Origin of the sequence: Pseudomonas sp. PDM28, from assembly GCF_019219115.1 — a bacterium.
GTDB lineage: Bacteria > Pseudomonadota > Gammaproteobacteria > Pseudomonadales > Pseudomonadaceae > Aquipseudomonas > Aquipseudomonas laurylsulfatiphila.
In genome coordinates this window covers 424,163-450,373 of record NZ_JAHUWG010000006.1, presented here as the reverse complement: position 1 = coordinate 450,373, position 26,211 = coordinate 424,163, and the positions used below count along the sequence as shown (strand labels likewise).

The 26,211-nt window shown below is 59.8% G+C and carries 25 protein-coding genes; 7 read left to right on the top strand and 18 right to left on the bottom strand.

The genetic code is table 11. From position 1 onward, the window contains the following. Positions 1 to 301 precede the first annotated feature (301 nt). On the top strand, positions 302 to 718 hold the full coding sequence (locus KW841_RS16475; protein WP_218478095.1) for a GNAT family N-acetyltransferase: 417 nt from the start codon (positions 302 to 304) through the stop codon (positions 716 to 718). A 131-nt stretch (positions 719 to 849) separates the two neighbouring features. Here KW841_RS16475 and def read toward each other — a convergent pair whose 3' ends face one another. The 3 genes from def to KW841_RS16460 all read right to left on the bottom strand — a co-directional run bounded on the left by def (position 850) and on the right by KW841_RS16460 (position 2,716). Then, positions 850 to 1,389 (bottom strand): peptide deformylase, encoded by a 540-nt coding sequence (gene def, locus KW841_RS16470; protein ID WP_104449174.1) that lies wholly within the window; start codon positions 1,387 to 1,389, stop codon positions 850 to 852. A gap of 2 nt (positions 1,390 to 1,391) precedes the next feature. Continuing rightward, complete coding sequence (locus KW841_RS16465) at positions 1,392 to 2,348, bottom strand: YihY/virulence factor BrkB family protein (RefSeq protein ID WP_217836189.1); 957 nt, start codon at positions 2,346 to 2,348, stop codon at positions 1,392 to 1,394. A gap of 176 nt (positions 2,349 to 2,524) precedes the next feature. Further along, the gene (locus KW841_RS16460) at positions 2,525 to 2,716 is read right to left on the bottom strand and encodes a CsbD family protein (protein ID WP_102675617.1); all 192 of its coding nucleotides are present in this window, start codon (positions 2,714 to 2,716) and stop codon (positions 2,525 to 2,527) included. Between the two features lie 202 nt (positions 2,717 to 2,918). Between KW841_RS16460 and KW841_RS16455 the strand changes: the two genes are divergently transcribed. Next, complete coding sequence (locus tag KW841_RS16455; RefSeq protein WP_008054262.1) at positions 2,919 to 3,296, top strand: hypothetical protein; 378 nt, start codon at positions 2,919 to 2,921, stop codon at positions 3,294 to 3,296. A 208-nt stretch (positions 3,297 to 3,504) separates the two neighbouring features. Here the strand turns inward: KW841_RS16455 and fadD1 are convergent, their stop codons facing one another. Both fadD1 and fadD2 read right to left on the bottom strand, forming a co-directional pair. After that, the gene (gene fadD1 / locus KW841_RS16450; RefSeq protein WP_218478093.1) at positions 3,505 to 5,205 is read right to left on the bottom strand and encodes a long-chain fatty acid--CoA ligase; all 1,701 of its coding nucleotides are present in this window, start codon (positions 5,203 to 5,205) and stop codon (positions 3,505 to 3,507) included. Between the two features lie 384 nt (positions 5,206 to 5,589). After that, positions 5,590 to 7,278: a long-chain-fatty-acid--CoA ligase FadD2 gene (gene fadD2, locus KW841_RS16445; protein WP_218478082.1), complete on the bottom strand. Its 1,689-nt coding sequence runs from the start codon at positions 7,276 to 7,278 to the stop codon at positions 5,590 to 5,592. A gap of 239 nt (positions 7,279 to 7,517) precedes the next feature. Here fadD2 and KW841_RS16440 point away from each other — a divergent pair, with 239 nt between their 5' ends. Then, positions 7,518 to 8,462 carry an alpha/beta hydrolase gene (locus KW841_RS16440; RefSeq protein ID WP_218478050.1) on the top strand — a complete coding sequence of 315 codons (945 nt, stop codon included), beginning with the start codon at positions 7,518 to 7,520 and terminating at the stop codon, positions 8,460 to 8,462. A gap of 41 nt (positions 8,463 to 8,503) precedes the next feature. Then, positions 8,504 to 8,974: a MaoC family dehydratase gene (locus KW841_RS16435; RefSeq protein ID WP_007974451.1), complete on the top strand. Its 471-nt coding sequence runs from the start codon at positions 8,504 to 8,506 to the stop codon at positions 8,972 to 8,974. 125 nt (positions 8,975 to 9,099) lie between these two features. On the opposite strand, the gene KW841_RS16430 is transcribed toward KW841_RS16435, so the two are convergent. Next, a complete protein-coding gene (locus KW841_RS16430; RefSeq protein ID WP_218478048.1) occupies positions 9,100 to 9,567 on the bottom strand; it encodes a PA2169 family four-helix-bundle protein in 468 nt (155 codons plus the stop codon). 203 nt (positions 9,568 to 9,770) lie between these two features. Between KW841_RS16430 and KW841_RS16425 the strand changes: the two genes are divergently transcribed. Both KW841_RS16425 and KW841_RS16420 read left to right on the top strand, forming a co-directional pair. Beyond that, positions 9,771 to 10,007: a DUF3820 family protein gene (locus KW841_RS16425; protein ID WP_003227425.1), complete on the top strand. Its 237-nt coding sequence runs from the start codon at positions 9,771 to 9,773 to the stop codon at positions 10,005 to 10,007. 20 nt (positions 10,008 to 10,027) lie between these two features. Continuing rightward, the gene (locus KW841_RS16420) at positions 10,028 to 11,209 is read left to right on the top strand and encodes an aminotransferase class V-fold PLP-dependent enzyme (RefSeq protein ID WP_218478039.1); all 1,182 of its coding nucleotides are present in this window, start codon (positions 10,028 to 10,030) and stop codon (positions 11,207 to 11,209) included. Between the two features lie 2 nt (positions 11,210 to 11,211). Here KW841_RS16420 and KW841_RS16415 read toward each other — a convergent pair whose 3' ends face one another. From KW841_RS16415 to zwf, 4 genes are all read right to left on the bottom strand, one after another. Next, positions 11,212 to 11,952, bottom strand: coding sequence for an intradiol ring-cleavage dioxygenase (locus tag KW841_RS16415; RefSeq protein WP_218478037.1), 741 nt, complete (start codon positions 11,950 to 11,952; stop codon positions 11,212 to 11,214). 203 nt (positions 11,953 to 12,155) lie between these two features. Next, a complete protein-coding gene (locus KW841_RS16410) occupies positions 12,156 to 12,821 on the bottom strand; it encodes a bifunctional 4-hydroxy-2-oxoglutarate aldolase/2-dehydro-3-deoxy-phosphogluconate aldolase (RefSeq protein ID WP_104449181.1) in 666 nt (221 codons plus the stop codon). Between the two features lie 17 nt (positions 12,822 to 12,838). Continuing rightward, on the bottom strand, positions 12,839 to 13,552 hold the full coding sequence (gene pgl / locus KW841_RS16405) for a 6-phosphogluconolactonase (protein WP_218478026.1): 714 nt from the start codon (positions 13,550 to 13,552) through the stop codon (positions 12,839 to 12,841). Beyond that, positions 13,539 to 15,008, bottom strand: coding sequence for a glucose-6-phosphate dehydrogenase (gene zwf / locus KW841_RS16400; RefSeq protein ID WP_104449183.1), 1,470 nt, complete (start codon positions 15,006 to 15,008; stop codon positions 13,539 to 13,541). Before zwf ends, pgl begins: the two co-directional genes overlap by 14 nt. 228 nt (positions 15,009 to 15,236) lie before the next feature. On the opposite strand from zwf, the gene KW841_RS16395 reads away from it, so the two are divergent. Next, positions 15,237 to 16,097 (top strand): MurR/RpiR family transcriptional regulator, encoded by an 861-nt coding sequence (locus KW841_RS16395; RefSeq protein ID WP_170948639.1) that lies wholly within the window; start codon positions 15,237 to 15,239, stop codon positions 16,095 to 16,097. A gap of 138 nt (positions 16,098 to 16,235) precedes the next feature. Here the strand turns inward: KW841_RS16395 and KW841_RS16390 are convergent, their stop codons facing one another. The 8 genes from KW841_RS16390 to KW841_RS16355 form a co-directional block, all read right to left on the bottom strand. Beyond that, a complete protein-coding gene (locus tag KW841_RS16390) occupies positions 16,236 to 17,090 on the bottom strand; it encodes a D-hexose-6-phosphate mutarotase (RefSeq protein ID WP_218478018.1) in 855 nt (284 codons plus the stop codon). Positions 17,091 to 17,204: 114 nt separating this feature from the next. Beyond that, positions 17,205 to 18,551: a carbohydrate porin gene (locus KW841_RS16385; RefSeq protein ID WP_007974436.1), complete on the bottom strand. Its 1,347-nt coding sequence runs from the start codon at positions 18,549 to 18,551 to the stop codon at positions 17,205 to 17,207. Between the two features lie 207 nt (positions 18,552 to 18,758). Further along, positions 18,759 to 19,919, bottom strand: coding sequence for an ABC transporter ATP-binding protein (locus tag KW841_RS16380; RefSeq protein ID WP_218478016.1), 1,161 nt, complete (start codon positions 19,917 to 19,919; stop codon positions 18,759 to 18,761). 4 nt (positions 19,920 to 19,923) lie between these two features. Beyond that, positions 19,924 to 20,769 (bottom strand): carbohydrate ABC transporter permease, encoded by an 846-nt coding sequence (locus KW841_RS16375; protein WP_007974434.1) that lies wholly within the window; start codon positions 20,767 to 20,769, stop codon positions 19,924 to 19,926. Then, positions 20,762 to 21,670 (bottom strand): carbohydrate ABC transporter permease, encoded by a 909-nt coding sequence (locus KW841_RS16370; RefSeq protein WP_007974433.1) that lies wholly within the window; start codon positions 21,668 to 21,670, stop codon positions 20,762 to 20,764. The genes KW841_RS16375 and KW841_RS16370 overlap by 8 nt, the downstream gene beginning before the upstream one ends. A 184-nt stretch (positions 21,671 to 21,854) precedes the next feature. After that, positions 21,855 to 23,153: an ABC transporter substrate-binding protein gene (locus KW841_RS16365; RefSeq protein ID WP_218478014.1), complete on the bottom strand. Its 1,299-nt coding sequence runs from the start codon at positions 23,151 to 23,153 to the stop codon at positions 21,855 to 21,857. Between the two features lie 117 nt (positions 23,154 to 23,270). Beyond that, positions 23,271 to 24,530 (bottom strand): AGE family epimerase/isomerase, encoded by a 1,260-nt coding sequence (locus tag KW841_RS16360; protein WP_218478012.1) that lies wholly within the window; start codon positions 24,528 to 24,530, stop codon positions 23,271 to 23,273. A gap of 242 nt (positions 24,531 to 24,772) precedes the next feature. Further along, entirely contained in the window at positions 24,773 to 26,200 is a 1,428-nt protein-coding gene (locus tag KW841_RS16355) for an ATP-binding protein (protein ID WP_015096573.1), read from the bottom strand. Positions 26,201 to 26,211 lie beyond the last annotated feature (11 nt).

The window sequence follows — 26,211 nt, the reverse complement described above, 5'->3', positions numbered from 1 at the left end:
TCTTCTGTGCAACGACGCCCGGATTTCTTGCAGATTATTTTCAATGTGATCGCTCCCGCATTGCGCGGGAGCGATCGGTCAGCGCAGGTTCAATGCCCGAACACATTGACCTTTTTGGCTTTCTTGTCGGCGCGCTTTTCGATAGCGGTTTTCGCCGGCTTTTTCTTGTCTGCTTTCTTTGAATCCATACCTTTGGACATGATGCGTACTCCACTCATGGGGATGTGAGATCAGGTATACACCTATCCCGGCGCGCGTGTTCTTTTATAATCGCCGCTTTGCCCACCGACAGTCCGAGACCATGCCCGACACCCACTACACCCTGCTCGACGAGCCGTTATGGCCATTGATGAACAAGTTCTATCGCGCTCACCAATCGTCGATGAAAGCCGTGCGCGACGCGCAGCTCTGGGTGGCCCGGCGTGACCAGATAGTTGCTGCTCTGTGTTTGCGTCCGGTGTCCGGCGGGCATTGGCTGACCGGGTTGTTTGTCGATCCGCAGTGCCGGGAACAAGGCATAGCCGCCGGATTGATTGCGGCAGCGGTGAAGGATTGCGAACTGCCGGTGTGGTTGTTCTGCCATCCGGACTTGCGCGGGTTTTATGAGCGGCACGGGTTTACTTTCGACCCACCGATGCCTTATGCGATGGTTGAACGGTTGAGCCGGTATGCGCGCAGCAAGCCGATGATTGCGATGGGGTTGGCGCCAGGCATTTAACTTACTCAACCCTGTTGGAGATCCAATGTGGGAGCGAGCTTGCTCGCGATGAGGCCCGGTCAGTCAACATTGTTGGCGACTGATACACCGCCATCGCGAGCAAGCTCGCTCCCACAGGGTATGCAGCGAGTCTATTCATCCGCGTTGGGGTCCAGGTCCGGGAACATCACTTCGGTGAAGCCGAACTTGCTGAAATCGGTGATGCGCGACGGGTACAGGCGGCCGATCAGGTGGTCGCACTCATGCTGCACCACCCGAGCGTGGAACCCCGAAGCAACGCGCACGATGGGCTCGCCCTTGGGGTCGACGCCTTCGTAGCGGATCTGCTGGTAACGCTGCACCGCGCCGCGCAGGCCGGGTACGGACAAACAGCCTTCGAAGCCCTCCTCCATGATCGGGCTCAGCGGCGTGATCAAGGGGTTGATCAGGATCGTCTGCGGCACGGCCTCGGCATCCGGATAACGCTCGCTGTGCTCGAAACCGAAGATCACCAGTTGCAGGTCGACGCCGATCTGCGGAGCCGCCAGGCCAACGCCCCCCACACTTTCCATGGTCTGGAACATGTCATCGATCAGTTGCCACAGCTCGGGGCTGTCGAACATCTCGGCCGGGACTGGCGGGGCAATGCGCAGCAGGCGTTCGTCGCCCATTTTCAGAATTTCACGAATCATGATCAGGTTTCATCAATGGTCGGTTTGATTGAGTGATCGCGGCCCAGGCCCGAGACGTGGTGTTTTTCCTCATGGACGGGACCATGCTCGCCAGCCACTTTTTCCCCAGGGTCCTTGCCCTCTCGCGACATGTGTTCGATCACCGCGTTCATCTCCGCGCCCAGCAGCAGCACCGCGGCGGAAATGTAGAAGTACAGCAACAGCACGATGATCGCACCGATACTGCCATACATGGCGTTGTAGTTGGCGAACTCCTTGACGTACAAACCGAAGCCCAGGGAGGCAATGATCCACACCACCACCGCCAGCACCGAGCCCGGCGTGATGAAGCGGAATTCCTGTTTGACGTCGGGCATGACGTAGTAGATCAGCGCCACCGCGACCATCAGCAGAATCACGATCACCGGCCAGCGCAAGAGGGTCCAGAGCGTGACGATGAAATACTCAAGGCCGACTTGCGCAGCGATCCAGCCCATCACCTGCGGCCCGAGCACCATCAGCGCGGCGGCGATCAGCAGCATGCCGGCAATGCCGACGGTGTAGATGATCGACAACGGGAAGCGTTTCCACAGCGGGCGCCCTTCAACCACGTCGTAGGCCGCGTTCATCGCGCTCATCATCAGCCGCACACCGGCAGAGGCGGTATACAGCGCAATCACGATACCCACCGAGAGCAAACCACCCTTGGCCTGCTGAAGCTGGTCGATTACCGGGTTGACCTGTTCCAGCGCCTGGGGCGGCAGCACCAGCTCCGATTGCAGGCGCAGCCAGGAGAAGAAATCCGGCAGGTGCAGGAAGCCGATCAGGGCAATCAGGAACAGGATGAACGGAAACAGCGAAAACAGCATTTGATAGGCCAGCGCCGAGGCATAGGTCGACATCTCGTCGGCGATGAACTCGGTGACCGTGCGCATCATCACACGGTGCAGGGGCATGCCTCTCATGTCCGGAAAAATCATTCGCGTCTCCATTCGCCGCATACGGAATTGGGTTGAAGTCGTGGCGACTCAGGGGCCGTTTTCTACATCAAATCAGCCTGTTTCGCGACTTTGAAACATTTTCCTCCCTCAAGTTCAGGCTGACACAAAAACGGCCATCTGAGGATGGCCGCTTCTTAACTTTATTAAAGGCCGGATCACGCCTTGTCGATGCCTTTTTTCAGTGCATCCTTGGCTTTACCAACCGCCTGCTGGGCTTCGCCTTTCTTTTCCTGCATCACGCCTTCGGCGCGCAATTTGTCGTTACCGGTGGCCTTGCCCACCCCTTGCTTGACGTTGCCGGCGGCTTCATTGGCCATGCCTTTGACTTTATCGGTTGTGCTGCTCATGGTGATTCTCCTGTGAACAGTTCATTGGGAAGAAAAGTCGTTACACAAGGTTGACCGAGGGCTTTTGCAGGGAGTTTCATTTATTTTCACCACGACATTTCATCGTTCAGTGCAGGTTGCGCTTTATGTTTGCGGGCCAACCCCCGAGAATGCGCAACACGTTCAGGCCATGGCGCTGAAGATCCAATCCCGTAGGAATGTTATGAAACTCGATAAAAAGCAGGCCATTGCCCGCAGAAACCAGGAACTCGGCGGTGCTGTGCTTGGCGTCAACAACTGCCACTTCGCCGAATTGAACCGTAATCGCAACATCTGGTGGTTCGACCTCCCGGTGACGCGCCTGGCAATCGGTCAGTACGAGTGGATCCACCTGCTGATGCACACGCCGGCCACCGACGAACTGCTGCACCTGAAGGTGCCGACCGTGTTCCTGCGCGAGAAGCTCGAGGGGCTGGTGGTACGTAATGAAGGCAAGCGCAAGGCGGCATTGAGCCTGGAACTGAGCGCCGACAAGGACTCCTTCCTGCAAGACATGCGCCCGGCGGGCACCAACGTCAACTTCGCGCCGTTTCGCCAATAATTCACAGAACTTTGTGGCGAGGGGGCTTGCCCCCGTTCGGCGGCGCAGCCGTCGCCAATTCAATCTGCGCGGTGTGCCTGAGTTACCGCAACTGCAGGATTTGGGGCCGCTTCGCAGCCCAACGGGGGCAAGCCCCCTCGCCACCAAAGCCCCTTCGCCAAAAGTCGGCACCAACAAAAAGCCCCGCATCTGCGGGGCTTTTTGTTGATTACGCGGTGGCTTTCTTCGCGTTGATCTTCTTCAGCTCTTCATCGCGCAATTCACGACGCAGGATCTTGCCGACGTTGGTGGTCGGCAGTGCATCGCGGAACTCCACGGAGCGCGGGACCTTGTAGCCGGTGACGTTGGCGCGCATGTGCTCCATCACTTGCTCCTTGGTCAGGGTCACGCCTGGCTTGGCGACGATGAAAATCTTGATCGCTTCGCCCGACTTCTCGTCCGGCACACCGATGGCCGCACATTGCAGCACGCCCGGCAGGGTCGCCAGCACGTCTTCGAGCTCGTTCGGGTACACGTTGAAACCGGACACCAGGATCATGTCTTTCTTGCGATCGACAATACGCATGTAGCCATCAGGCTGGATCAGCGCGATGTCACCGGTCTTCAACCAGCCTTCGCTGTCGAGGATTTCATCGGTGGCTTCCTGTCGCTGCCAGTAGCCCTTCATGACCTGCGGACCCTTCACGCACAGTTCGCCGATTTCGCCCATCGGTTGTTCGACACCGGCATCGTTGATGATTTTGCACAGGGTCGACGGCACCGGAATGCCGATGGTGCCAATCTGGATGTGCTGGATCGGGTTGACCGTGGCCACCGGGCTGGTTTCGGTCATGCCGTAGCCTTCGCAGATGGCGCAACCGGTGACCGCCTTCCAGCGTTCGGCCGCGGCCAGTTGCAGGGCCATGCCGCCCGACAAGGTGACTTTCAGCGCGGAGAAGTCCAGCTTGCGGAAGCCTTCGTTGTTGCACAGCGCCACGAACAGCGTATTCAAACCGACGAAGCCGCTGAACTTCCACTTCGACAGTTCCTTGACCATCGCCGGCAGGTCACGCGGGTTACTGATCAGGATGTTGTGGTTGCCGATCAGCATCATCGCCATGCAGTGAAACGTGAAGGCATAGATGTGGTACAGCGGCAGCGGTGTGATCAGGATCTCGCAGCCTTCATTGAGGTTGGACCCCATCAGCGCCTTGCACTGCAGCATGTTCGCCACCAGGTTGCGGTGGGTCAGCATCGCGCCCTTGGCCACACCGGTAGTGCCGCCGGTGTATTGCAGCACCGCGACATCGCTGCTGGCCGGATTGGCTTCCGCCACTGGCTGGCCCTGGCCTTTGCTCAGCACGTCGTTGAACTTGACGGCTTTTGGCAAGTGATAGGCCGGCACCATCTTCTTCACGTACTTGATGACGCTGTTGACCAGCAGACGCTTGAGCGGCGGCAGCAGGTCGGCGACTTCGGTGACGATCACGTGCTTGACGCCGGTTTTCGGCACCACGGTTTCCGCCAGGTGCGCCATGTTGGCCAGGCAGACCAGGGCCTTGGCACCGGAGTCGTTGAATTGGTGTTCCATCTCCCGCGCGGTGTACAGCGGGTTGGTGTTGACCACGATCAGCCCGGCGCGGATGGCGCCGAAGACGGCAACCGGGTACTGCAATACGTTGGGCAGTTGCACGGCGATTCGATCGCCAGGCTGCAAATCGGTATGCTGTTGCAGATAAGCGGCAAACGCACCGGACAATTCGTACAGTTCACCGTAGGTGAGTGTCTTGCCCAGGTTGCTGAACGCCGGCTTGTTGGCGAAGCGTTGGCAGGATTGCTTCAACACTGCCTGAATATTCGGATACTCGTCTGGATTGATGTCGGCAGCAATTCCAGCTGGGTACTTATCCTTCCAAAAGTCTTCGATCATGGAAGCCCACTCCTCAGCAACGCGAATTCAGCACCGCATTTGATGCGATTATTATTGGTGTTTGGTCATTGGTGAATCTGGCTGATAGAAGGCCGAGAAGTCACAAAGCGCGCCGAGAGTAGCAGCTTTGCCAAGGGTCGACTAGAGCCAAAAGCGGCCTCTACGGTCACATTTGTGACTCAAGACTTACAAACAGTCATTTTAGAGCAAAAAACCTATTAAGCCCTGAAAGCCACGGAATTCGGGGCTCTAGCGTACGCCGAAAAGCATCGCGGGCAAGCCCGCTCCCACAAGGTCCGCGTCGTACACAAAGTGTGTGCACAACAGTGAATCTGTGGGAGCGTGGCTTGCCCGCGATCCGCGCGAAGCGCGGCCATTCACCGATCAGGCGATATCACGCAACTCCCGCCGCAGGATCTTGCCCACTGGCGTCATCGGCAGCGACTCACGCAGCACGATGTGCTTCGGTACTTTATACGCCGTGAAGTTCTCCTTGCAGTAAGCCTTCAGCTCTTCAAGGCTGACGCCCGCTTCACGGGCCACCACGAACAGTTTCACCGCCTCCCCCGACCGTTCGTCAGGCACACCGATGACCGCACAGTTGGCGACATTCGGGTGAGCCATCACCACGTCCTCGATTTCGTTCGGGTACACGTTGAAACCCGAGACAATGATCATGTCCTTCTTGCGGTCAACGATGCGCACGAAACCGTCCGGGTCGATCACCGCAATGTCACCGGACTTGAACCAGCCCTCGGCATCCAGCACTTCGGCCGTGGCTTCAGGTTTCTGCCAGTAGCCCTTCATGATCTGCGGGCCCTTGATGCACAACTCGCCGCGCTCACCCAAAGGTTGTTCGACGCCGTCATCGTTGATGACTTTCAGCGTGGTGCCCGGCACCGGCAGGCCGACCGTGCCGATCCGGGACTGGTCGCCATAGGGGTTGGTACAAGCCACCGGCGAGGTTTCGGTCAGGCCGTAACCTTCGGTGATGCGGCAACCGGTCAGTTGTTCCCAGCGCTCGGCCGTAGCCTTGACCAGTGCGGTGCCACCGGAGTTGGTGAGCTTGAGGCTGGAGAAGTCCAGGGTCTTGAAATCCGGGTGATCCATCAGCGCGACGAACAGTGTGTTGAGCCCCAGCAGCGCCGAGAACCGCCAGTTCTTCAGTTCCTTGATGAAGCCGGCGATGTCCCGTGGGTTGGTGATCAGTACGTTGTGGTTGCCCGTCACCATCATGCACATGCAGTTCGCTGTGAAGGCATAGATGTGGTACAGCGGCAGCGGCGCGATCATCACCTCCTGGCCTTCACGCAGCAACGGCTGACCGTCGCTGGCCGACTGGCTGAGGCAGGCCCGTGCCTGCTGCATGTTCGCCACCAGGTTGCCGTGGGTCAGCATCGCGCCCTTGGCCAGGCCCGTGGTGCCACCGGTGTATTGCAGCACGGCGATGTCGTCGAGGCCGACCTTCAGCGGCTTGATGCCCAGGCCACGGCCCATGCGCAATGCGCTCTTGAAAGAGACGGCCTGGGGCAAGGAATAGTCCGGGACCATCTTCTTGACCTTGCTCACCACAGTGTTGACCAGCCAACCCTTGGCGGTGGGCATCAGGTCGCCCATCTTCGCTTCGATCAGGTACTGGATGTCAGTGTCGGGGAGCACTTCCTGGACTTTCTGGCCGAACACGTTCAGGTACACCAGCGCCCGGGCACCGGAATCCTTGAACTGGTGACGCATTTCCCGCGCGGTGTACAACGGGTTGGTGTTGACCACGATCAACCCGGCGCGCAAAGCGCCGAACACGGCAATGGGGTAATGCAGGACGTTGGGCATCTGCACGGCGATGCGGTCACCTGGCACCAGGTCGGTGTGGGCTTGCAGGTAGCCGGCGAAAGCAGCGCTCTGGCGTTCCAGTTCGGCGTAGGTCAGGGTCACGCCCATGTTGCTGAACGCAGGGCGATCAGCAAACTTCTTGCAGGAACGCTCGAACACCTCGATCACCGACTTGTAGGCACCCAGATCGATATCCAGGGGGACGCCGGCCGGGCGTTTGTCATTCCAGAAATCAGGTTGCATTGTTCTTGTCCTCTTTACCTGAATCTATCCGGGGCCGCATTTCTGTCATTTCTCCCTGATCCCTCAAAGGCAGAAAGCGAAAAGCGGAGCTTCACGGACACTAGCAGCTATGGCGATTCAGGCAAATATGCGCAAAGCCGTCATTGATCGCGTGAATCTTCCTGCCTTGCTGTGGGCTGATCAGACGCATGCAACGGGATGCGCTATACAATGCAACGACTCAGTGCAAAGGAACCGCCATGATCCATGACACTTTCTGGCTGACCACGAGCGACCACAGCCGCCTCTTCGTCAACCAGTGGCTACCCGACGGCAGTCTCAAGGCAATGATTCTGCTGGCCCATGGCATGGCCGAACACAGCGGCCGTTATGGAGCCCTTGCGGAAAAACTCTGTGATCAGGGCTACGGCGTGTGTGCGCCGGACCTGCGTGGACATGGCAAAACTGCCGAAAACGGGACGCTGGGGCATTTCGCCGATGACGACGGCTGGTGCAAGGTCGTCAGCGACCTGGCGTGCCTCAACCAGCACATCGGCCAACAGCACCCTGGCATACCGATCGTGCTGCTCGGTCACAGCATGGGCAGTTACATAGCCCAGGCCTATCTGCTGCACCACAGTGCCAGCCTGCACGGGGCCATCCTCAGCGGCTCGAACTTCCAGCCCGTGGCGCTTTATCGCGCGGCACGGCAAATCGCCCGTTTCGAACGCCTGCGCCAGGGCGGCAAAGGCCGCAGCGCATTGATCGAATGGCTGTCATTCGGTTCGTTCAACAACAGATTCAAACCGGCACGCACGCCGTTCGACTGGCTCAGTCGTGATCCGGCGCAGGTCGACCTGTACGTCAACGACCCGCTCTGCGGTTTCCGCTGCACCAATCAACTGTGGATCGATTTGCTCGGTGGCTTGCAGCAAATCAGCAAAGCGTCCAATCTCGCCCAGATTGACCCGGGCCTGCCGCTGCTGGTGATTGGTGGCGAATGTGATCCGGTGAGCGAAGGCAAACGTCTCAAGGATCTGGCTGACGCGTTGCGGGCGGCCGGCAGCCGGCACCTGCAACTGACCGTTTACCCGCAGGCCCGGCACGAACTGTTCAACGAGAGCAACCGCGATGAAATCGTCGCCGATGTGCTGAACTGGATCGCCCAGGCCTTGAGCACGCCTCGGCCGCACCGATCCGAATAGTTTTTTGTGGACTTTTTAATTCGTAACAGGAATTGAGACAGATGACCCAGGTTACCAACACCCCTTACGAAGCCCTTGAAGTGGGCCAGACCGCCAGCTTCAGCAAGACGGTCGAAGAGCGTGACATCCAGTTGTTCGCCGCGATGTCCGGCGATCACAACCCGGTGCACCTGGATGCCGAATACGCCGCCAGCACCATGTTCAAGGAGCGCATCGCCCACGGCATGTTCAGCGGTGCGTTGATCAGCGCGGCGGTCGCCTGTGAATTGCCTGGGCCGGGCACCATCTACATCGGCCAGCAAATGAGCTTTCAGAAACCGGTGAAGATCGGCGACACCCTGACCGTGCGCCTGGAAATTCTGGAAAAGCTGCCGAAGTTTCGCGTACGCATTGCCACTCGCGTGTTCAATCAGCGGGATGAACTGGTGGTGGATGGCGAAGCGGAAATCCTCGCGCCACGCAAACAACAGAGCGTGACGCTGACGGAGCTGCCGGCGATCAGCATCGGCTGATTGACCAGTTAAAAAACAATGTGGGAGCGAGCTTGCTCGCGATAGCGCCAGATCAGTCAACATCAATGTTGAATGTCAGGCCCTCATCGCGAGCAAGCTCGCTCCCACAGTGGTTTCGGCCAGGCTTACGAACGCGCACGCGCCTGGTTACGCAGGGCCTTGACCTGATCGTGATTGCGTTGCGCACCATGGTACTGGCGCTCAACCAGGTCACGAATGCCCACCAGGTTGTGCTTGTTGATTTTCTCCATGGCATCCCGATAAGCCTTCAATGCATGGTCTTCACCGCGCTCGGCTTCATTGAGCACGGCTTCCTCGTCCTTGCCGGTGAACATCGACTTCACGTCGACCCAGCGACGGTGCAGGTCACCGCTGACACTGGTGGAGGTTTCCGGATCGCCACCCATCGAACGCACCGCGGACTGCAACTCCGCAGCGGCCGTAGCACAATCGGTCGAACGCTTGATAAACAGGGTTTTGAGTTCCGGGTGCTTGATGTCTTCAGCGCAAGTCTTGAACCCTGCCTGACCGTCCTTGCTGGTTTCAATCAGGTCGTTGAGTACAGAAATCGCTTCTTTATTCATGTCAGTCATTTTTCAATTCCTTGCGGTTGATGAAAGATGCAATAACCGTTGCACCCCGCATGCCAGCTCGGAATCGTTTAACTATTCGTTATTTTTCAAACAGTTATCAATTATCAAAAAATCTGTATCCGTTTTATTTGCATGATCTGTCATTTGGCCTGCATGCAGAATGCCTGTATTTTCCAGACTGACTGAATCAAGACGACCGATCGATGAATCCTGAAAAGCTCGAACTGCTGATCACCCGTGAAATGCCCTTCGGCAAATACAAGGGTCGAATCATTGCCGACCTGCCCGGTCCTTACTTGAACTGGTTCGCCCGGGAGGGTTTCCCTCACGGCGAATTGGGCGGCCTGCTGGCCCTGATGCAGGAAATCGATCACAACGGTTTGTCGGACTTGCTCGAACCGCTGCGCGCCAAACACGGCAAACCGGCCCCGCGTCACTGAATCACCTACCGAGCACCCTCATGCCTGACAACACCCGCCGTGCCCGTGATGAAGCCTTCTGGCAAACCTTTGCCGACCGCTACGATGTCGAACCCGGCCCGCTCAACCTGGAGAACGGTTACTTCGGACGCATGTCGCGCACGGTCGTGGAGGAGTACCACCGCAACATCGAGCTGATCAATCGCAGCAATTCGGTGTACGTGCGCCAGCGCTTCGAACAGGGCGACAGCCTGAAGATCCGCGCGCAACTGGCCAGGTTGACAGGCGTCCCCGGCGACAGCATCGCCCTGACCCGCAACGCGTCGGAAGGTTTGCAGTCGCTGATCCGCAACTACAACCGGCTGCAGCCCGGCGATCAGGTACTGGTTTGCGATCTGGAATACGACACGGTCAAAGGCGCCATGCACTGGCTGGCGCGTAATCGCGGCGTTGAAGTGATCGAAATCGAGCACGCACACCCGGCCACCTTCGACAGCCTGCTGAACACCTACCGCGAAACCTTCGCCCGGCACCCACGGCTGAAGCTGATGGCCCTGACCCACGTCACCCATCGCACGGGCCTGGTGATGCCGGTGCAGGCGATTGCGGCCGCTGCAAAGGAACAGGGCATCGACGTCATCCTCGACGGTGCCCATGCCCTCGGCCAACTCGACTTTGACCTGACAGAACTGGGCATCGCCTTCGCCGGCTACAACCTGCACAAGTGGATCGGTGCACCGCTGACGCTCGGCTATATCTACATCGCCCCCGAACGCCTGGCCGACATCGACCCGGACATGGGCGAGATGCATTTCCCGCTCACCGACATCCGCGCCCGGACCTCGTACAGCACCCCCAACATTCCGGCGCTGCTGACCCTGCCGCTGGTGCTCGAAGAACATTGGGCGATGGGAGGGGCCGCGGCCAAGGGCTCGCGGCTCAATTACCTGCGCAACCGCTGGGTCAGTGCGGCGCGGCGGTTGCCGGGCGTTGAAGTCCTGACTCCGGATGACCCGCGCCTGTATTGCGGCATCACCTCGATGCGCTTTACCCGGCAGGCCGACCAGCAAGTCATGACCGAGCGCCTGCTCAATGAGTACAACCTGTTCACCGTGACCCGCAGCGGTGCGGCATGCGGTCCGTGCATCCGCATTACACCGGGGCTGACGACCAGGGCGGCCGACATGGATGTGCTGGTCAGGGCACTGACTGAACTGGGCTGACGTCAGACGGTGTCTTTATCAAAGTCTTCGGGGGTGATGTAAGTAGAAAAGGCGTCAGGATCCACACCGATCACGACCGTTCCCAATAAACGCTCTTGAGCTGTGCCCCGGTTGACCCAGTCAATATTCAACAGTGTGCCGGATCCGTGCATTTCACTGTAGATTTCGTCCTGTTCATTTCTCAGCCGGGCAATCTTTCGACCAGCGTAGCCTGGAAGCTCATTGATCTGCGCAGAGATAAGTTCGGGCACATACAGTTGTCCAACATAGGCCACATGCCGGTCGTTATGCTGTTCATCCAACTTCCTGACCGTCACATGGATATGGACGGATCGGCCGGCATAGAATCCGGGAAACACCGAGAGAAAACTGCAATTACCGTACTCGTTGGTAAAGCCACAACCCCTGAGGTAGCTGTCCTCATCGGTTCGCGGTATCGAGCCAATCTCGCCGGAAGGCGCCTCCTGATCGGGGTCTACCTCACTCCATCCCGAGTAAAGCCCTTGGGTATTACAATGCCAGATATCCACCAACAGACCTTCGACAGGCTCGCAGGTGTTAAAGTTGACGACGTTGAGCACCAACTCCATCGGCACTCCATCGGCACCCTCGGTTATGTCATATCGTTCAAGTCGGTCGTTCCGGAAATAAGGTCCGGCAATTTGCTCGGGCGAAAACACACACAGGGTTGCCTGGGTCTTTTCAAGATCGTTAGAGTGCGCAGCTTTAATGAAATCTTCCATTTTAATATCCCTATTCATTTTTAATACCTGTTCCATACAGGTGGCCGGCTCAGAATATCCAAACTGAGTAAAAACAGGGCGGCATTATGTTTTAAGTTATGACGTTAGTTCCTGTGATCAAATACGACAGGCAAAAAAAACGGTGCACCGACCAAGCGCACCGTAAAGCCGTAGAACACACAACGAAGTGTAGGGTGAAGCGATCAGTCCAGCAGCGCCAGGGCCTCGGCGGTGCATTCCTGAATGCGGGCCCAGTCGCCGTTCTTGATCCACTCCGGATCAAGCATCCAGCTACCGCCCACGCACATGACGTTTTTCAGCGCCATGTAGCTCTTGATGTTGGCCGGGCCCACGCCGCCGGTCGGGCAGAATTTCACTTCGCCGAACGGGCCGCCCAACGCCTTAATGGCCGCAACGCCACCGCTGACTTCGGCCGGGAACAGCTTGAAGCGGCGGTAACCCAGGCCGTAGCCTTCCATGATGCCCGAAGCATTGCTGATGCCTGGCAACAGTGGAATCGGGCTGGCGACGCTGGCTTCCAGCAAGTCACGGGTGATGCCCGGCGTGACGATAAACTGCGAGCCCGCCGCTTCCGCCGCCGCCAGCATCTGGCGATCCAGCACGGTGCCGGCACCGGTCACCAATTCCGGACGCTGCTCGCGCAGAATCTGGATGGCCTTGAGGCCGAATTGCGAACGCAGGGTCACTTCCAGGGCTGTCAGGCCACCGGCCGCGAGCGCGTCGGCCAGCGGCAGGACGTCCTGCTCGCGGGCGATGGTGATCACCGGCAGGATCCGCGCTTTCGCACAGAGACTGTCGATCAGGGCAACTTTGTCCGCCATGGAAACGGTCGGGGATGGGTTTGTCATAGCGGCTGTTCCTTGGCTCATGGGCACCAGAAAATCTCTAACGTGGGTTGCAGAAATGCGCGCACCGGCATTGCGGCGATATCGTCGCCGGCCAGTGCGGTACTCAGGGTGGTCAGCTTGGACTGACCGGAAATCGATAGAACCTTATGCTTGGCCGAAGCCAGCAGCGCGCGGCTCATGGTCAGGCGCTGATGTGGCACGGTCGGCGCCAGCATCGGCCAGCAACGACGCACGCCATCGGCCTGCAATGCCTCGGCAAGGTTCGGGCTGTTGGGGAACAGCGACGCGGTGTGGCCGTCATCGCCCATACCGAGGATCAGCACGTCGATCACCGGCAGTTCGGACAGCAAGCGGTCGGCCTGCTCCGCCGCCTGTTCAAGGTTGGCGCTGGCGCTGTACAGGCTCAGGAACTGCGCCTTGGCCGCAGGACCTTGCAACAGATAACGCTTGATCAGGCCCGCGTTGCTGTCGGCGTGTTCCACCGGCACCCAACGCTCGTCGGCCAGGCTGACCACCACGTTCGACCAGTCCAGCGACTGCTTGGCCAAGTGCTGGAAAAACGCCACCGGACTGCGGCCACCGGAGACCACCAGGGTCGCAGTGCCCTGGGTGTCGATCGCGTCGCTCAATTGTTTGGCCACATTCAGTGCCAGGCTTTCAGCCAGCAACACCGGGCTCTTGAACGCATGGGCGCTGACGCCCTGCGGCAGTTTCAGTTTAGATATCGCCATACCACGACCTCCCGTCCCGCGTGATCAGAGCAATGGAGCTCATCGGCCCCCAGGACCCGGCCGCGTACGGCTTGGGCGCATCACCGGATTTTTTCCACCCGGCGATCAACTGGTCACACCACTTCCACGCGGCTTCGATTTCATCTTTACGGACAAACAGGTTCTGATTGCCGCGCATCACTTCCAGCAACAACCGCTCGTAGGCATCGGGAATCCGTGCGCTGCTCCAGGTGTCGGAAAAATTCAGCTGCAACGGACCACTGCGCAGCTGCATGCCTTTGTCCAGGCCCTGGTCTTTGGTCATCACACGCAAGGAAATGCCTTCGTCGGGCTGCAGGCGGATAATCAGCTTGTTGCTGATTTGCAGGCGCTGCTCGGGAGCGAAGATGTAGTGCGACGGTTCCTTGAAGTGGATGACGATCTGCGACAGCTTCTGCGGCATGCGCTTGCCGGTACGCAGGTAAAACGGCACGCCGGCCCAGCGCCAGTTGCGGATGTCGGCACGCAGGGCGACAAAGGTCTCGGTGTCGCTCTGGGTGTTGGAATTGGGTTCTTCCAGGTACCCCGGCACCGCTTTGCCTTCGCTGTAGCCGGCGATGTACTGGCCGCGCACCACCTGGGTGGTCAGGCCTTCCGGGCTGATCGGCGCCAGGGCCTTGAGCACCTTGACCTTCTCGTCACGGATGCTGTCGGCGGACAGGTCGGCCGGCGGGTCCATGGCGATCAGACAGAGCAGTTGCAGCAGGTGGTTCTGGATCATGTCGCGCAGCTGGCCGGCCTTGTCGAAGTAACCCCAGCGGCCTTCGATGCCGACCTTCTCGGCCACGGTGATTTCCACGTGGGAAATGTAATTCTGGTTCCACTGGGTTTCGAACAGGCTGTTGGCGAAACGCAGGGCGATCAGGTTCTGGACGGTCTCTTTGCCCAGGTAGTGGTCGATGCGGTAGGTGCGGTTCTCCGGGAAGAACTGCGCCACGGCGTCGTTGACCTTGCGCGAGGATTCCAGGTCCGAACCGATGGGCTTTTCCAGCACCACGCGGGTGTTTTGCGCCAGGCCGACCTTGGCCAGGTTCTCGCAGATTGCGCCGTAGACGGCGGCCGGCGTGGCGAAGTAGGCAATGACCCGTTGCGTGGTACCGGCCACTTCGGCCAGGGCCACATAATCTTCGGACTTGAGGAAGTCGACGTGCAGGTAGCTCAGGCGCGCCAGAAAGCGCTCGAGCACGGCTTCATCCAGCTCTTTGGCACCGACATAGCGGCGCAGCTCGGAGGCGATGAACGTCAGGTGTTCCTGCTCGCTACCCGGCTCACGTGCCAGCGCGATGATTCGCGTGTCCTCATGCAACAGGCCGGCGCCGTCGAGTTGATAAAGGGCAGGAAACAGCTTGCGCAAGGCCAGATCGCCAAGGGCGCCGAACAAGGCAAAGGTGCACGGTTCAACCGTAATCGAGAGCATGATGTTTGTTCTTTTATCAAGTTAAGCTACAAATACCTTTTTTCAAGGCATCACTCAAGGGAAAATGTAGTAATAACCACAACATTTTCGCAAAATACAGATTCCGAGTGGTGGTCGGTCTGAGCCATCAGTAGGATAGGCCACCGTCATGGGCCTCACCAAAGGCCCTTTTTGCATTAGCCGCGCGCTTATCGGCGCCGGTGAATCAAGGATACTTATATGGACCGCGTGCGAAATTTACTGGAGCAGATCCAGAATCGCCTTGAAGAGCTGAACAAGGCCGAGCGCAAAGTCGCCGAGGTGATCCTGCTCAACCCGCAGCAGGCCACCCGCTTCAGCATCGCCGCCCTCGCCCAGGCCGCCTCGGTCAGCGAGCCGACGGTCAACCGTTTCTGCCGTTCGTTCGGCGTCAGCGGCTACCCCGAACTCAAGCTGCAACTGGCCCAAAGCCTGGCCAGTGGTGCTGCGTACGTCAGCCGCGCGGTGGAGGCCGATGACAATCCGGAGGCCTATACCCAGAAGATCTTCGGCAGCGCCATCGCCTCGCTGGACAGCGCCTGCCAGGCACTGGACCCGAACCTGATCAGCCGCGCCGTCGACCTGCTGATCCAGGCCCGGCAGATCCACTTCTTCGGCCTCGGCGCCTCGGCCCCGGTGGCACTGGATGCGCAGCACAAGTTCTTCCGCTTCAACCTCGCCGTCACCGCCCACGCCGACGTGCTGATGCAGCGCATGATTGCCTCGGTGGCCCATACCGGCGAACTGTTCGTGATCATTTCCTACACCGGTCGCACCCGCGAACTGGTGGAAGTGGCGCGTATCGCCCGGGAAAACGGCGCCTCGGTGCTGGGCCTGACCGCCGAGAACTCGCCGCTGGCCAAGGCCAGCACCCTGAGCCTGAACATTCCGCTGCCGGAAGACACCGACATCTACATGCCGATGACGTCGCGGATCATCCAGCTGACCGTGCTGGACGTTCTCGCCACGGGCATGACCTTGCGCCGGGGCGTGGATTTCCAGCCGCATTTGCGCAAGATCAAGGAAAGCTTGAATGCCAGCCGGTATCCGGTGGGGGATGAGTTCAACTAGATCTCTATTGCCGGCTCTGGCCTCTTCGCGGGCAAGCCCGCTCCCACAGTGTCCGCGCCGAACCTAAAATTCGCGAGCGCCAATGAAACCTGTGGGAGCTGGCTTGCCAGCGATGAGGCCAGCAGCAACAGCACAAATCTAACCCCCCACCCGCGCCTGCAAACTCAAATGCGCCCGCTCCCCAGGCTTCAGGCACAGGCTGTCGGTGCCACCGCTTGCTGCCTCTACGCAAACAAATTCGGATATCTCGTTCCAGGTCACGCCGAGCAACGGTCGCGAACCGGGATGCCACACCACCGTGTCGGCCGTTTCGCCCGTGTCGATGCACAACGCCCGCTGCCAGGCGTGGTCGTTGAGCTGTAATTCGCCGTCATGCTGGAACACCCGCTGGCAACCGCCGTCCACGCGCAACTCGCCTTCCTGCTGACAAACCTGTCGGCTCAACTGGTCATAACCCTGCGCGCCTTCGAGCCCGGACAGCGCTATCTCACTGACATCGCCAATACGCCAGTAAGCGTGCAAAGCCTGGCTCATCTGGCACGGCATGTCGTCCTGGTGCTCGGTGCTCAGGCGCAAGTCCATGCGCTCACCCAGGTGCGCATGCAGGTCCACCTGCCAGTCGCACAACTTCAGCTGCCAGTGCAATCGCACGCCTTCGTCGTCACTGTTGCTGTCGAGGAGCTTCCAGTCGAGCAGCCGCGCCCAGCCATGGGACGGCCAGGCGTTTTCGCTCGGATGCCGGCCATACCAGGGCCAACACACCGGCACCCCCCCGCGAATGGCCCCGACCTGCGGCCACTTTGCCGCGCACCACAGCCAGGGCTTTTGCCCCTTGGGCTGGAAGTGCAGCAACTGCGCGCCCTGCCGACTGAACACCGCCTGACACAGCGGATGATCGATCACCAGCACGTCGCGCATCTGATAGCGCTCCCACGCGAACACCGGACGTTCGCGCAAGGATTTGAAGAAGCGTTGTAGCGGATGCTCAAGCATGTGCCACGGTCCTGAAAATCATCTGTCACCGGGGTGCGCGGCCCGCAAAAAAAAGCGGACAGCCATGGCTGTCCGCAAATATGCGCACATGGAGAGAAGCTTATCGCAGACGCGTTAGAACACCGACTGAATTTTCAGGCCGGCCACCAGCGCGTTGTCGACTTCATCCACACCACCCGGGTGAGTGACGTATTGCAGGTTGGGACGTACGGTCAGCCAGTTGGTCACGTGGAAGCCGTAGTTGATCTCGTAGTTGTATTCGGTTTCACGAATGGGCGAGAACAGCGGATTGTCGTATTCCGAAACACCGTTGGCCGCGTTGGTCAGCTCGGCGTTTTTCTTCACGTCATCGTTGACATGGATACGGGCGAAACCGATGCCCACGTCATCCTTCGGACGTGCGTCGAACGGGCCCTTGTACACGAACATCAACGACTGGTAGTTGTCGATGAAGTTAGTGTCCTTGTCGTGGAAGGTGGCGTTGGCCGCGATGTTCAGGCCACGGGAAGCATCGCCGTTGTGGCTGGTGAGTTGCTGCTGTGCGACGAACCAGTAGCCGTGCTTGCTATCGTGGACGCGATAAGGGTTGCCAGTGGTCGCGGCATCCTGGCCGTTGTCGTCCTTGAGAACGTCGTCGGCATTGGCTGTGCTTTTGTAGTAACCGACACGGTATTCGCCCGGCAGGTTGTTGACCTTCGGCGACCAGACCAGCTCGACCGGCAACACGGTGCCTTCAGTACCACTGCCGCTGAGCTTGAAGCCGTTACCGTGTTCCAGTTGCGTCGGGTTCTGGTTGTACGCACCGATCTGAGCATAAAGCTCGTCATTGATGTGGTACTTCACTCGGATCGCTGCCTGGCTGACCGGCCAGTTGTACCAGATGTTTGTGGCCCAGTTACCGACCTGGGATCCGCAGAACGCCAGGTTCTGGAATTCGCACGGGAAGGTGTTGAAGTCCTCACCTTCACCGAAGTAACCGGCCTTGACGTCCAGCTTGTTGTCGAAGAACTGGTGCTGAATCCACAACTGGGTCAGACGCACCATGTGGCCACGACCGTAGACTTCCTGGGAGGAACTCAAGGTGCCGGCACGCGGGTCGCCGATACGGTCATTGGAGATGTTCTCGCCGTTACGGTTGGTGAGCTGGATCTTGGCCTGGGTGTTGTCCCAGCCGAACAGTTTTTCCAGGTCCAGCGCCGCGCCCAGGCCAAACTGGTCGGCGTAGCGCGCGGTCTTGTCATCGTTGAAGCCGCCATGCAGGTTGCCGCCGACTTCACCGACGTAGTCCATCTTGATGTCGATGCCTTGCTCGATCAGCTTGGTACGCTCGCCACCCCAATCGCCCGTCATCCACTTGGAGTCGGAGCTGAACGCTTCATCGGCCATCGCATTGCCGGCCAGAACCAGTGCTGCCGCTGCTGAAACCTGGCAGATCAACCGGGCCTTGTTCTTCATCTTCATCCCTACATCCTCGTTTTATTGTTATTAACTTTTCTTTTTTTTAACGCGGTTACATCCGGTGCAATGCGCGACAGGCCGTGCATTGCGAATCCCCCCCTGTAGGAGCGAGCTTGCTCGCGAGAAACCTGAGAACGCCGTGGGATATCAGGTTTCCAGTGTCATCGTTGACGTCCATCGCGAGCAGGCTCGCTCCTACAGGTTTATTCTTCAGCGGCCTTTGAATTGGGCGACGTTGGCGCTGTGCGTTTCGGTTTTCGGCACGCCGGCCACCCCCAGGCGCTCCCCTGTCTTGGCATCGAACAGCAGTACTTTCGCCGGATCGAATTGCAGGGTCAGGGTCTCCCCCACCGCCGGCGCCACGTCCGGTGCCAGGCGGCAGCAGACCTTGGTGTCATTGAGGTTGACGAAGACCAGGGTGTCCGGCCCGGTCGGTTCGGTGACCTGGACTTCGGCACGAATGGTCGGCAAACCGTTCGCTTCACCGTTGGCCAGGATGATCTGTTCAGGGCGCATGCCGAGGATCACTTCGCGATCTTCGAGACCGGCGTCCTGCATGCCCAGCGGCAGCTCGCAACGGGCCTGGCCGCTGTCGAGCAGCGCCAGCAGGCGACCGTCCTTGCGCTGCAGGCGCAGCGGGATGAAGTTCATCGGCGGCGAACCGATGAAGCTCGCCACAAAGAGGTTGGCCGGGTTGTTGTAGATGTCTTTCGGCGTGCCGAACTGCTGGATGATCCCGTCCTTCATCACCGCCACCTTGTCGCCCAGGGTCATGGCTTCGATCTGGTCGTGGGTCACGTAGACCGTGGTGGTTTTCAGGCGCTGGTGCATCAGTTTCATTTCGGTGCGCATCTCGACCCGCAGCTTGGCGTCGAGGTTGGACAGCGGTTCGTCGAACAGATAAATCTTCGGCCGCCGCGCCAATGCACGACCCATCGCCACACGCTGCTGCTGGCCGCCGGAGAGCTGGCCGGGTTTGCGGCTGAGCAGGTGTTCGATCTGCAGCAGCTTGGATACGCGAGCGACTTCCTCGTCGATTTCCGCGGTCGGCATTTTGCGGATCTTCAGGCCGAAGGCGATGTTGTCGCGCACGCTCATGGTCGGGTACAGCGCGTAGGACTGGAACACCATGGCGATGTCACGATCCTTGGGACTCATGCCGCTGATGTCGGCGTCATCCACCAGGATCGCACCGCCGCTGATGGTTTCCAGGCCGGCGATGCAGTTCATCAGCGTGGACTTACCGCAGCCCGACGGGCCGACCAGGATCAGGAACTCACCGTCATCGATTTTCAGTTCGATGTTTTTCAGGGTGTCCGGCAAGCCGGGGCCGTAGGTCTTGTTGACGTTGCGTAATTCGAGAGTTGCCATCTTTCTACCCCTTGACCGCGCCGGACGTCAGCCCACGCAGGAAATACTTGCCAGCGAATATGTAGACCAGCAGTGTCGGCAGCCCGGCGATCATCGCGGCGGCCATATCAACGTTGTATTCCTTGGCCCCGGTGCTGGTGTTGACCAGGTTGTTCAGGGCCACGGTAATTGGCTGGGCATCGCCGCTGGCGAAGACCACGCCGAACAGGAAGTCGTTCCAGATCTGGGTGAACTGCCAGATCAGGCAGACCATCACGATCGGGATCGACATCGGCAGCAGGATTTTCAGGAAGATCGTGAAGAAGCCTGCGCCATCGAGCCTTGCGGCCTTGACCAGCGCATCCGGAATGCTCACGTAGTAGTTGCGGAAGAACAGCGTGGTGAACGCCAGGCCGTAGACCACGTGCACCAGCACCAGGCCGGTGGTGGTGTTGGCCAGGCCGAATTTGCCGAGGGTGAACGAGGCCGGCAGCAGCACGGTCTGGAACGGCAGGAAGCAGCCGAACAGCAGCAGGCCGAAGAACAACTGCGAGCCACGGAAGCGCCACATCGACAGTACGTAGCCGTTCATCGCGCCGATGAAGGTCGAGATCAGCACCGCCGGCACGGTGATTTTCACCGAGTTCCAGAAGTAGCCGCCGACCACGTCCCAGGCCTTGATCCAGCCAATGCCGTCGATCACGGTCGGCCAGCTCAGCAGGTTGCCAGTGCGGATGTCTTCCGGGGATTTGAAGCTGGTCAGCAGCATCACCACCAGCGGGATCAGGTAGACCGCCGCTGCCAACAGCAGGGTGGCGTAGATCGCGATGCGGCTGAAACTGATGCCCGATTTTCCGAGTTGATTAGTCATGGCGTTTGCCTCGCAGCTCGGAGTACAGGTACGGCACGAGGATGGTCAGCACGGCGCCGAGCATCAGCATGGCGCTGGCCGAACCGATGCCCATCTGGCCACGGCTGAAGGTGAAGGAATACATGAACATCGCCGGCAGGTCGGATGAATAACCCGGGCCGCCCGCGGTCATCGCCGCGACCAGGTCGAAGCTCTTGATCGCGATGTGCGCGAGGATCATGAAGGCACTGAAGAACACCGGACGCAGGCTCGGCAAAACGATCTTCAGGTAGATGGTCGGCAGGCTGGCACCATCGACTTGCGCGGCGCGGATGATCGATTGATCGACACCGCGCAGGCCGGCCAGGAACATCGCCATGACAAACCCGGAGGCTTGCCACACGGCGGCGATCACCAGGCAGTAGACGACGCGATCCTGATCCACCAGCCAGTCGAGACGAAAGCCTTCCCAGCCCCAGTCACGCAGCATCTTGTCCAGGCCCAGGCCAGGGTTGAGCAGCCATTTCCATGCGGTACCGGTGACGATCATCGACAGCGCCATCGGGTACAGGTAGACGGTGCGGATGAAGCCTTCCTTGCGAATGCGCTGGTCCAGCAGCACGGCGAGGAACACGCCCAGCACCAGGCTGATGCCGATGAACATGCCGCCGAACACCGCGAGGTTCTTGCTCGCGACCCACCAGCGGTCGTTGTCCATCAGGCGCATGTATTGCTGCAGGCCGACCCACTTGTAGCTCGGCATGAAGCTGGAATTGGTGAAGGACAGAATGAACGTCCAGATGATGTAACCGTAGAAGCCAACCAACACGATCAGCATGCTCGGCGCGAGTACCAATTTGGGTAGCCAGCGTTGCAGCGCATCGAACGGTGAGGCTTTGCTGAAAACCGCCACAGAGCTCATCGGGATAATCCAGGTTTAGAGAAATGAAGCGACACAAGGACCCCTGGCTGGAGCAGGATCCTGTGGGAGCTGGCTTGCCAGCGATGAGATCAACCGGGTTCATAGTCAAACCGAGTCGCCTGCATCGCGGGCAAGCCCGCTCCCACACAATCCCATTCCAGTCAGGAACGGGTTGTGTCAGGGATTACTGGGCAGCTTTGACAGCCGAAGCCAGTTGGGCGCTGGCCTTGGCCGGGTCAGCGTTCTTGTCGTTCATGAAGTTGGTGACGACGTCGAAGATCGCACCCTGCACGGCCAGGGAGGTGGCCATGTTGTGCGCCATGCTCGGTTGCAGGCCGCCGGTCTTGTCGTCCGCGATGAAGTCCTTCGCCGACTTCTGGGCGCACTCGTCGAAGCCGAGCTTGTCCATTTCGCCCAGCATGTCGTTACGCACCGGGATCGAACCCTTGTTCATGCTGAAGACTTTCTGGAAGTCGGTGCCCAATGCGACCTTGGCCAGGTCTTGCTGGGCTGCGATATCGCCCTTGCGATCGGCCTTGAGCTTGAACACCGCCAGGGAGTCGATGTTGTAGGTGAAGGCCTTTTCAGTGCCCGGGAACGCTACGCACAGGTAGTCCTTGCCCGCGACTTTATTGGCCGCGGTCCACTCGCTTTTCGCCCAGTCGCCCATCATCTGCATGCCGGCCTTGCCATTGATGACGTCGGCGGCGGCGATGTTCCAGTCACGACCGGCGCGGTTCGGGTCCATGTAGCCGGTGATCTTTTTCAGCTCGGCGAACGACTTGGTCATTTCCGGGCCGGACAGGGTTTTCTGGTCCAGGTCGACCAGGGCTTTCTTGTAACCGTCGGCGCCCATCACCGAGAGCACCACGTCTTCGAACACGGTGCTGTCCTGCCAAGGCTGACCGCCGTGGGCGAGCGCAATGAAGCCGGCGGCCTTGAGCTTGTCGCCGGCGGCATAGAATTCTTCGAGGGTCGTCGGGGCTTTTTCGATCCCGGCTTTCTTGAACACTTGCGGGTTGATCCACAGCCAGTTGACGCGGTGGATGTTCACCGGCACGGCGACGTAGTCGCCTTCATACTTCACGGTGTCGGAGACTTTCTTCGACAGCAGGCCATCCCAGTTTTCCGCCTTGGAAACGTCTTTCAACGCGTCGGTGCTGAGCAGGCCGGTGCTGCCCCATTCCTGGATGTCCGGACCCTTGATCTGCGCAACGCCTGGCGGGTTGCCGGCTACGGCGCGACTCTTGAGTACGGTCATGGCCGTGGAACCGCCGCCACCGGCGACTGCGCCGTCCTTCCAGGTGAAGCCGTCTTTTTCGACTTGAGCCTTCAGGACATCGACCGCTGCTTTTTCACCACCGGAGGTCCACCAGTGAACGACCTCAACGGAACCTTTGGATTCGGCGGCCAGGACACTGAGGGGGAGCGCAGACAGGGAAGCGAGAGAAATGACAGTAGCGAGGCGAGAAATCGCATTCATCTAGGAGCACCTTTCTTGTTGTTATGCATGCAAGTCTGTTGCTTGCGCTGCATAGGATTCTAAACAGGGGATATCCCCTCGCAGGTAACGAAGGGATGCGCGAATGTCACCGCATGGTTACATAGAACCGCTCTGGGACAACTGCGCCAGCGCCGTTGCCATGCTCGGCGCCAGCGCCAGGCGCGGAATCAGCACGGCTTGCCAGGCATGGTAAAGGTCAGGCTTGCCGGGCCAGATATCGGCACTCGGGCGGTTTTGCGGATCGAGTTCGTGATACCAGCTGCCATCACAGCGGTCGATGAAATGACTGTCACAGAATTCCCAGAACAGCCGGTACCACTGCTCGTACTGCAGGTCACCCGTGCGTTTGATCAGCGCGCTGGCGGCGGCACTGGCTTCGCAATGGGTCCAGTGCAGGCGATGGCGGACCACCGCTTTGTTGTCCCAGTCCAGGGTGTAGACAATCCCCGGCGCGCCATCGATGTTCCAGCCGTGTCGACAGTTGTGCTCGAAGAGTTTTTGCGCGTCGGTGACCAGCCAGCCCGGCGTGAGCATCCCCGCGCTCACCCGCGAAGCTTCGAGGTGCAGCAACAGCCGTGCCCACTCGAAACCGTGGCCCGGGGTGGTGCCGTAGGGGCGAAAACCGTCCGCCGGATTGTCACGGTTGTAGTCCCGCAGTGGCTGCCAGTCGCGGTCGAAATGTTCGATCACCAGGTAATCGTTGGCAGCGGCGTGACCATGGATCACCCGCTCAACGATGCGCTGTGCACGGCACAACCAGCGGTTGTCTTCAGTGACATCGGCCAGGGCGAGGAAGGCTTCGGTGGCGTGCATGTTGCTGTTGGCGCCGCGATAAGCTTCCTCTTCACTCCAGTCGCGATTGAAGGATTCGCGCATCGCGCCTTCTTCTTCACTCCAGAACCAGGTGTCGATGATGTCGATGGCATCATCGAGCAAGGCTTGCGCACCGGGACGCTGTGCGACCACCGCAGAACTGGCGGCCAGCGCGACGAAGGCATGCAGGTAGGCGTTCTTGCCGGTGTTGCCATCGCGATGTTCGGCGGTGGCGAACCAGCCGCCGTGAACCGCATCGCGCAGTGGCCCGCGCAGTGCCGCGACGCCGTGATCGACCAGCTCGGCAAAGCCTGGCAAACCCTGGATATGGGCCATGGCGAAGCTGTGGGTCATGCGTGCGGTGTTCATGGTCTGGGCTTGCGCATCGGCCGGGAGGCGGCCCCTTTCATCGAGGTTGCCGAAGCCTTCAGGGAGCTTGGAAGCCTTGGCAAAGCTCAACAGGCGCAGGCCTTCGGCGGCGAGCCATTGCTGATGGGCCGGTGCGTTCAGCCAACTGCTGAAGGCGGGTTGGAGGGTGTCCATGGCGTACCTTTTTTGTTGTTATGACTGAGGGGCAGCATAAACAACGGAAGGCGGCGGGCTTGTAACGAAGGGGGTGGGTTATGTCACCAGGCTGTGACATTTGCCGTGAGAGATGTGTTGAATGGTCTGGCGCCATCGCGGGCAAGCCCGCTCCCACAGGTTTTGTGTCGATCACAATATAGTGGTCAACACGAAACCTTGCGGGAGCGGGCTTGCCCGCGATGAACGATAACGCGGTATCTCTAGTCGACACTGCGTGGCAACTGCAGTGTCACCCGCAATCCGCCCTCACGCAGGTTCTGCAAGCTGACCTCACCACCATGGCTATGGGCAATGTTGCGGGCAATCCCCAGTCCCAACCCATACCCCTGCTGCTGCCCGGCCAGGCGGAAATGCGGTTCGAACACCTGTTCCAGCCGCTGCTCCGGCACGCCGGGCCCTTCATCATCGACATGCAGGATGAACGCGCGGTCATCGTCATCAATGTGCAGGTGCGCGTTCTGCCCGTACTTCAACGCATTGTCGATCAGGTTGCCGATGCAGCGCTTGAGCGCCAGGGGTTTGCCCGGATACGCCGCCAGCGCCCGCCCCTGCTGGGTCACGCGACCATTGCCGTTGGGGGCCAGGTACGGCTCCACCAGACAGTCGAGCACATGGTTGAGGTCCACCGGCTCGATGTTCTCGTGGATGTCGGTGTCCTTCACGCATTGCAGTGCGCCCTTGACCAGCAATTCGAGTTCGTCCAGATCGCGCCCGAACTTGGCTTGCAGCGTTTCGTCTTCGAGCAATTCAACGCGCAGGCGCAAACGGGTGATCGGCGTGCGCAGGTCGTGGGATATCGCACTGAACAACTGGCTGCGCTCGGTCAGGTAACGGCTGATGCGCTCGCGCATGGTGTTGAAGGCACGCCCGACCTCGACCACTTCACTGCCACCGCCCTCGGCCACCGGTTCGACGTCGGCACCCAGCGACAGATCGCGCGCGGCCCGCGCCAGGCGCTTGAGCGGACGACTCTGCCAGTGCACCAGCAGGCCGATGAACAACAGCAGAAAGCCGCTGGTCAGGACGATAAACCACACCTGCTGCGCCGGCAGCCCCTGTTCTTCAAGACTGGTGTAGGGCTCGGGCAGCAGTGAGGCGATGTACAGCCATTCGCCCGGCGCCATCTGGATCTGCGTGACCAGCACCGGCGGGTTCACCGGTTCCAGGGTCAAGGCGTAGTGCGCCCAGGAACGTGGCAACTCATCGAGTTTCAGGCCGCCATTGAAGATGCGCAGGTCTTCCGGGCTGACGAAGGTCACCGAGATGTCCGTGTCCTGACCGAGGGACTGGCGCAGCACCTCGTCCACCGCCTTGAGCACCGCCTCTTTGCGCGGGGTGATGGGCAGCACTTCCATGCCCAGGGGTTTGTCGTTGAGCGTAACCACGAACCGGGTGCCGCCCATGCTGCGCAACTGATCGAGCACCAGGGGCCGAAACGCCACCGGCAACGAACGAAAATAACTGACACTGGCCGTCATCGAATGGGCCAGGCTGCGGGCGCTGGTAACCAGGCCCTCGAGCTGCGTGGCGCGCAGTTGCGACACCCAGATCACGCTCGACAACGCCTGGGCGAACAGCACGGCCAGCAAGGTCAACAACAACATCCGCCCGAGCAGCGAACGCGGCATCGGCACCCTGG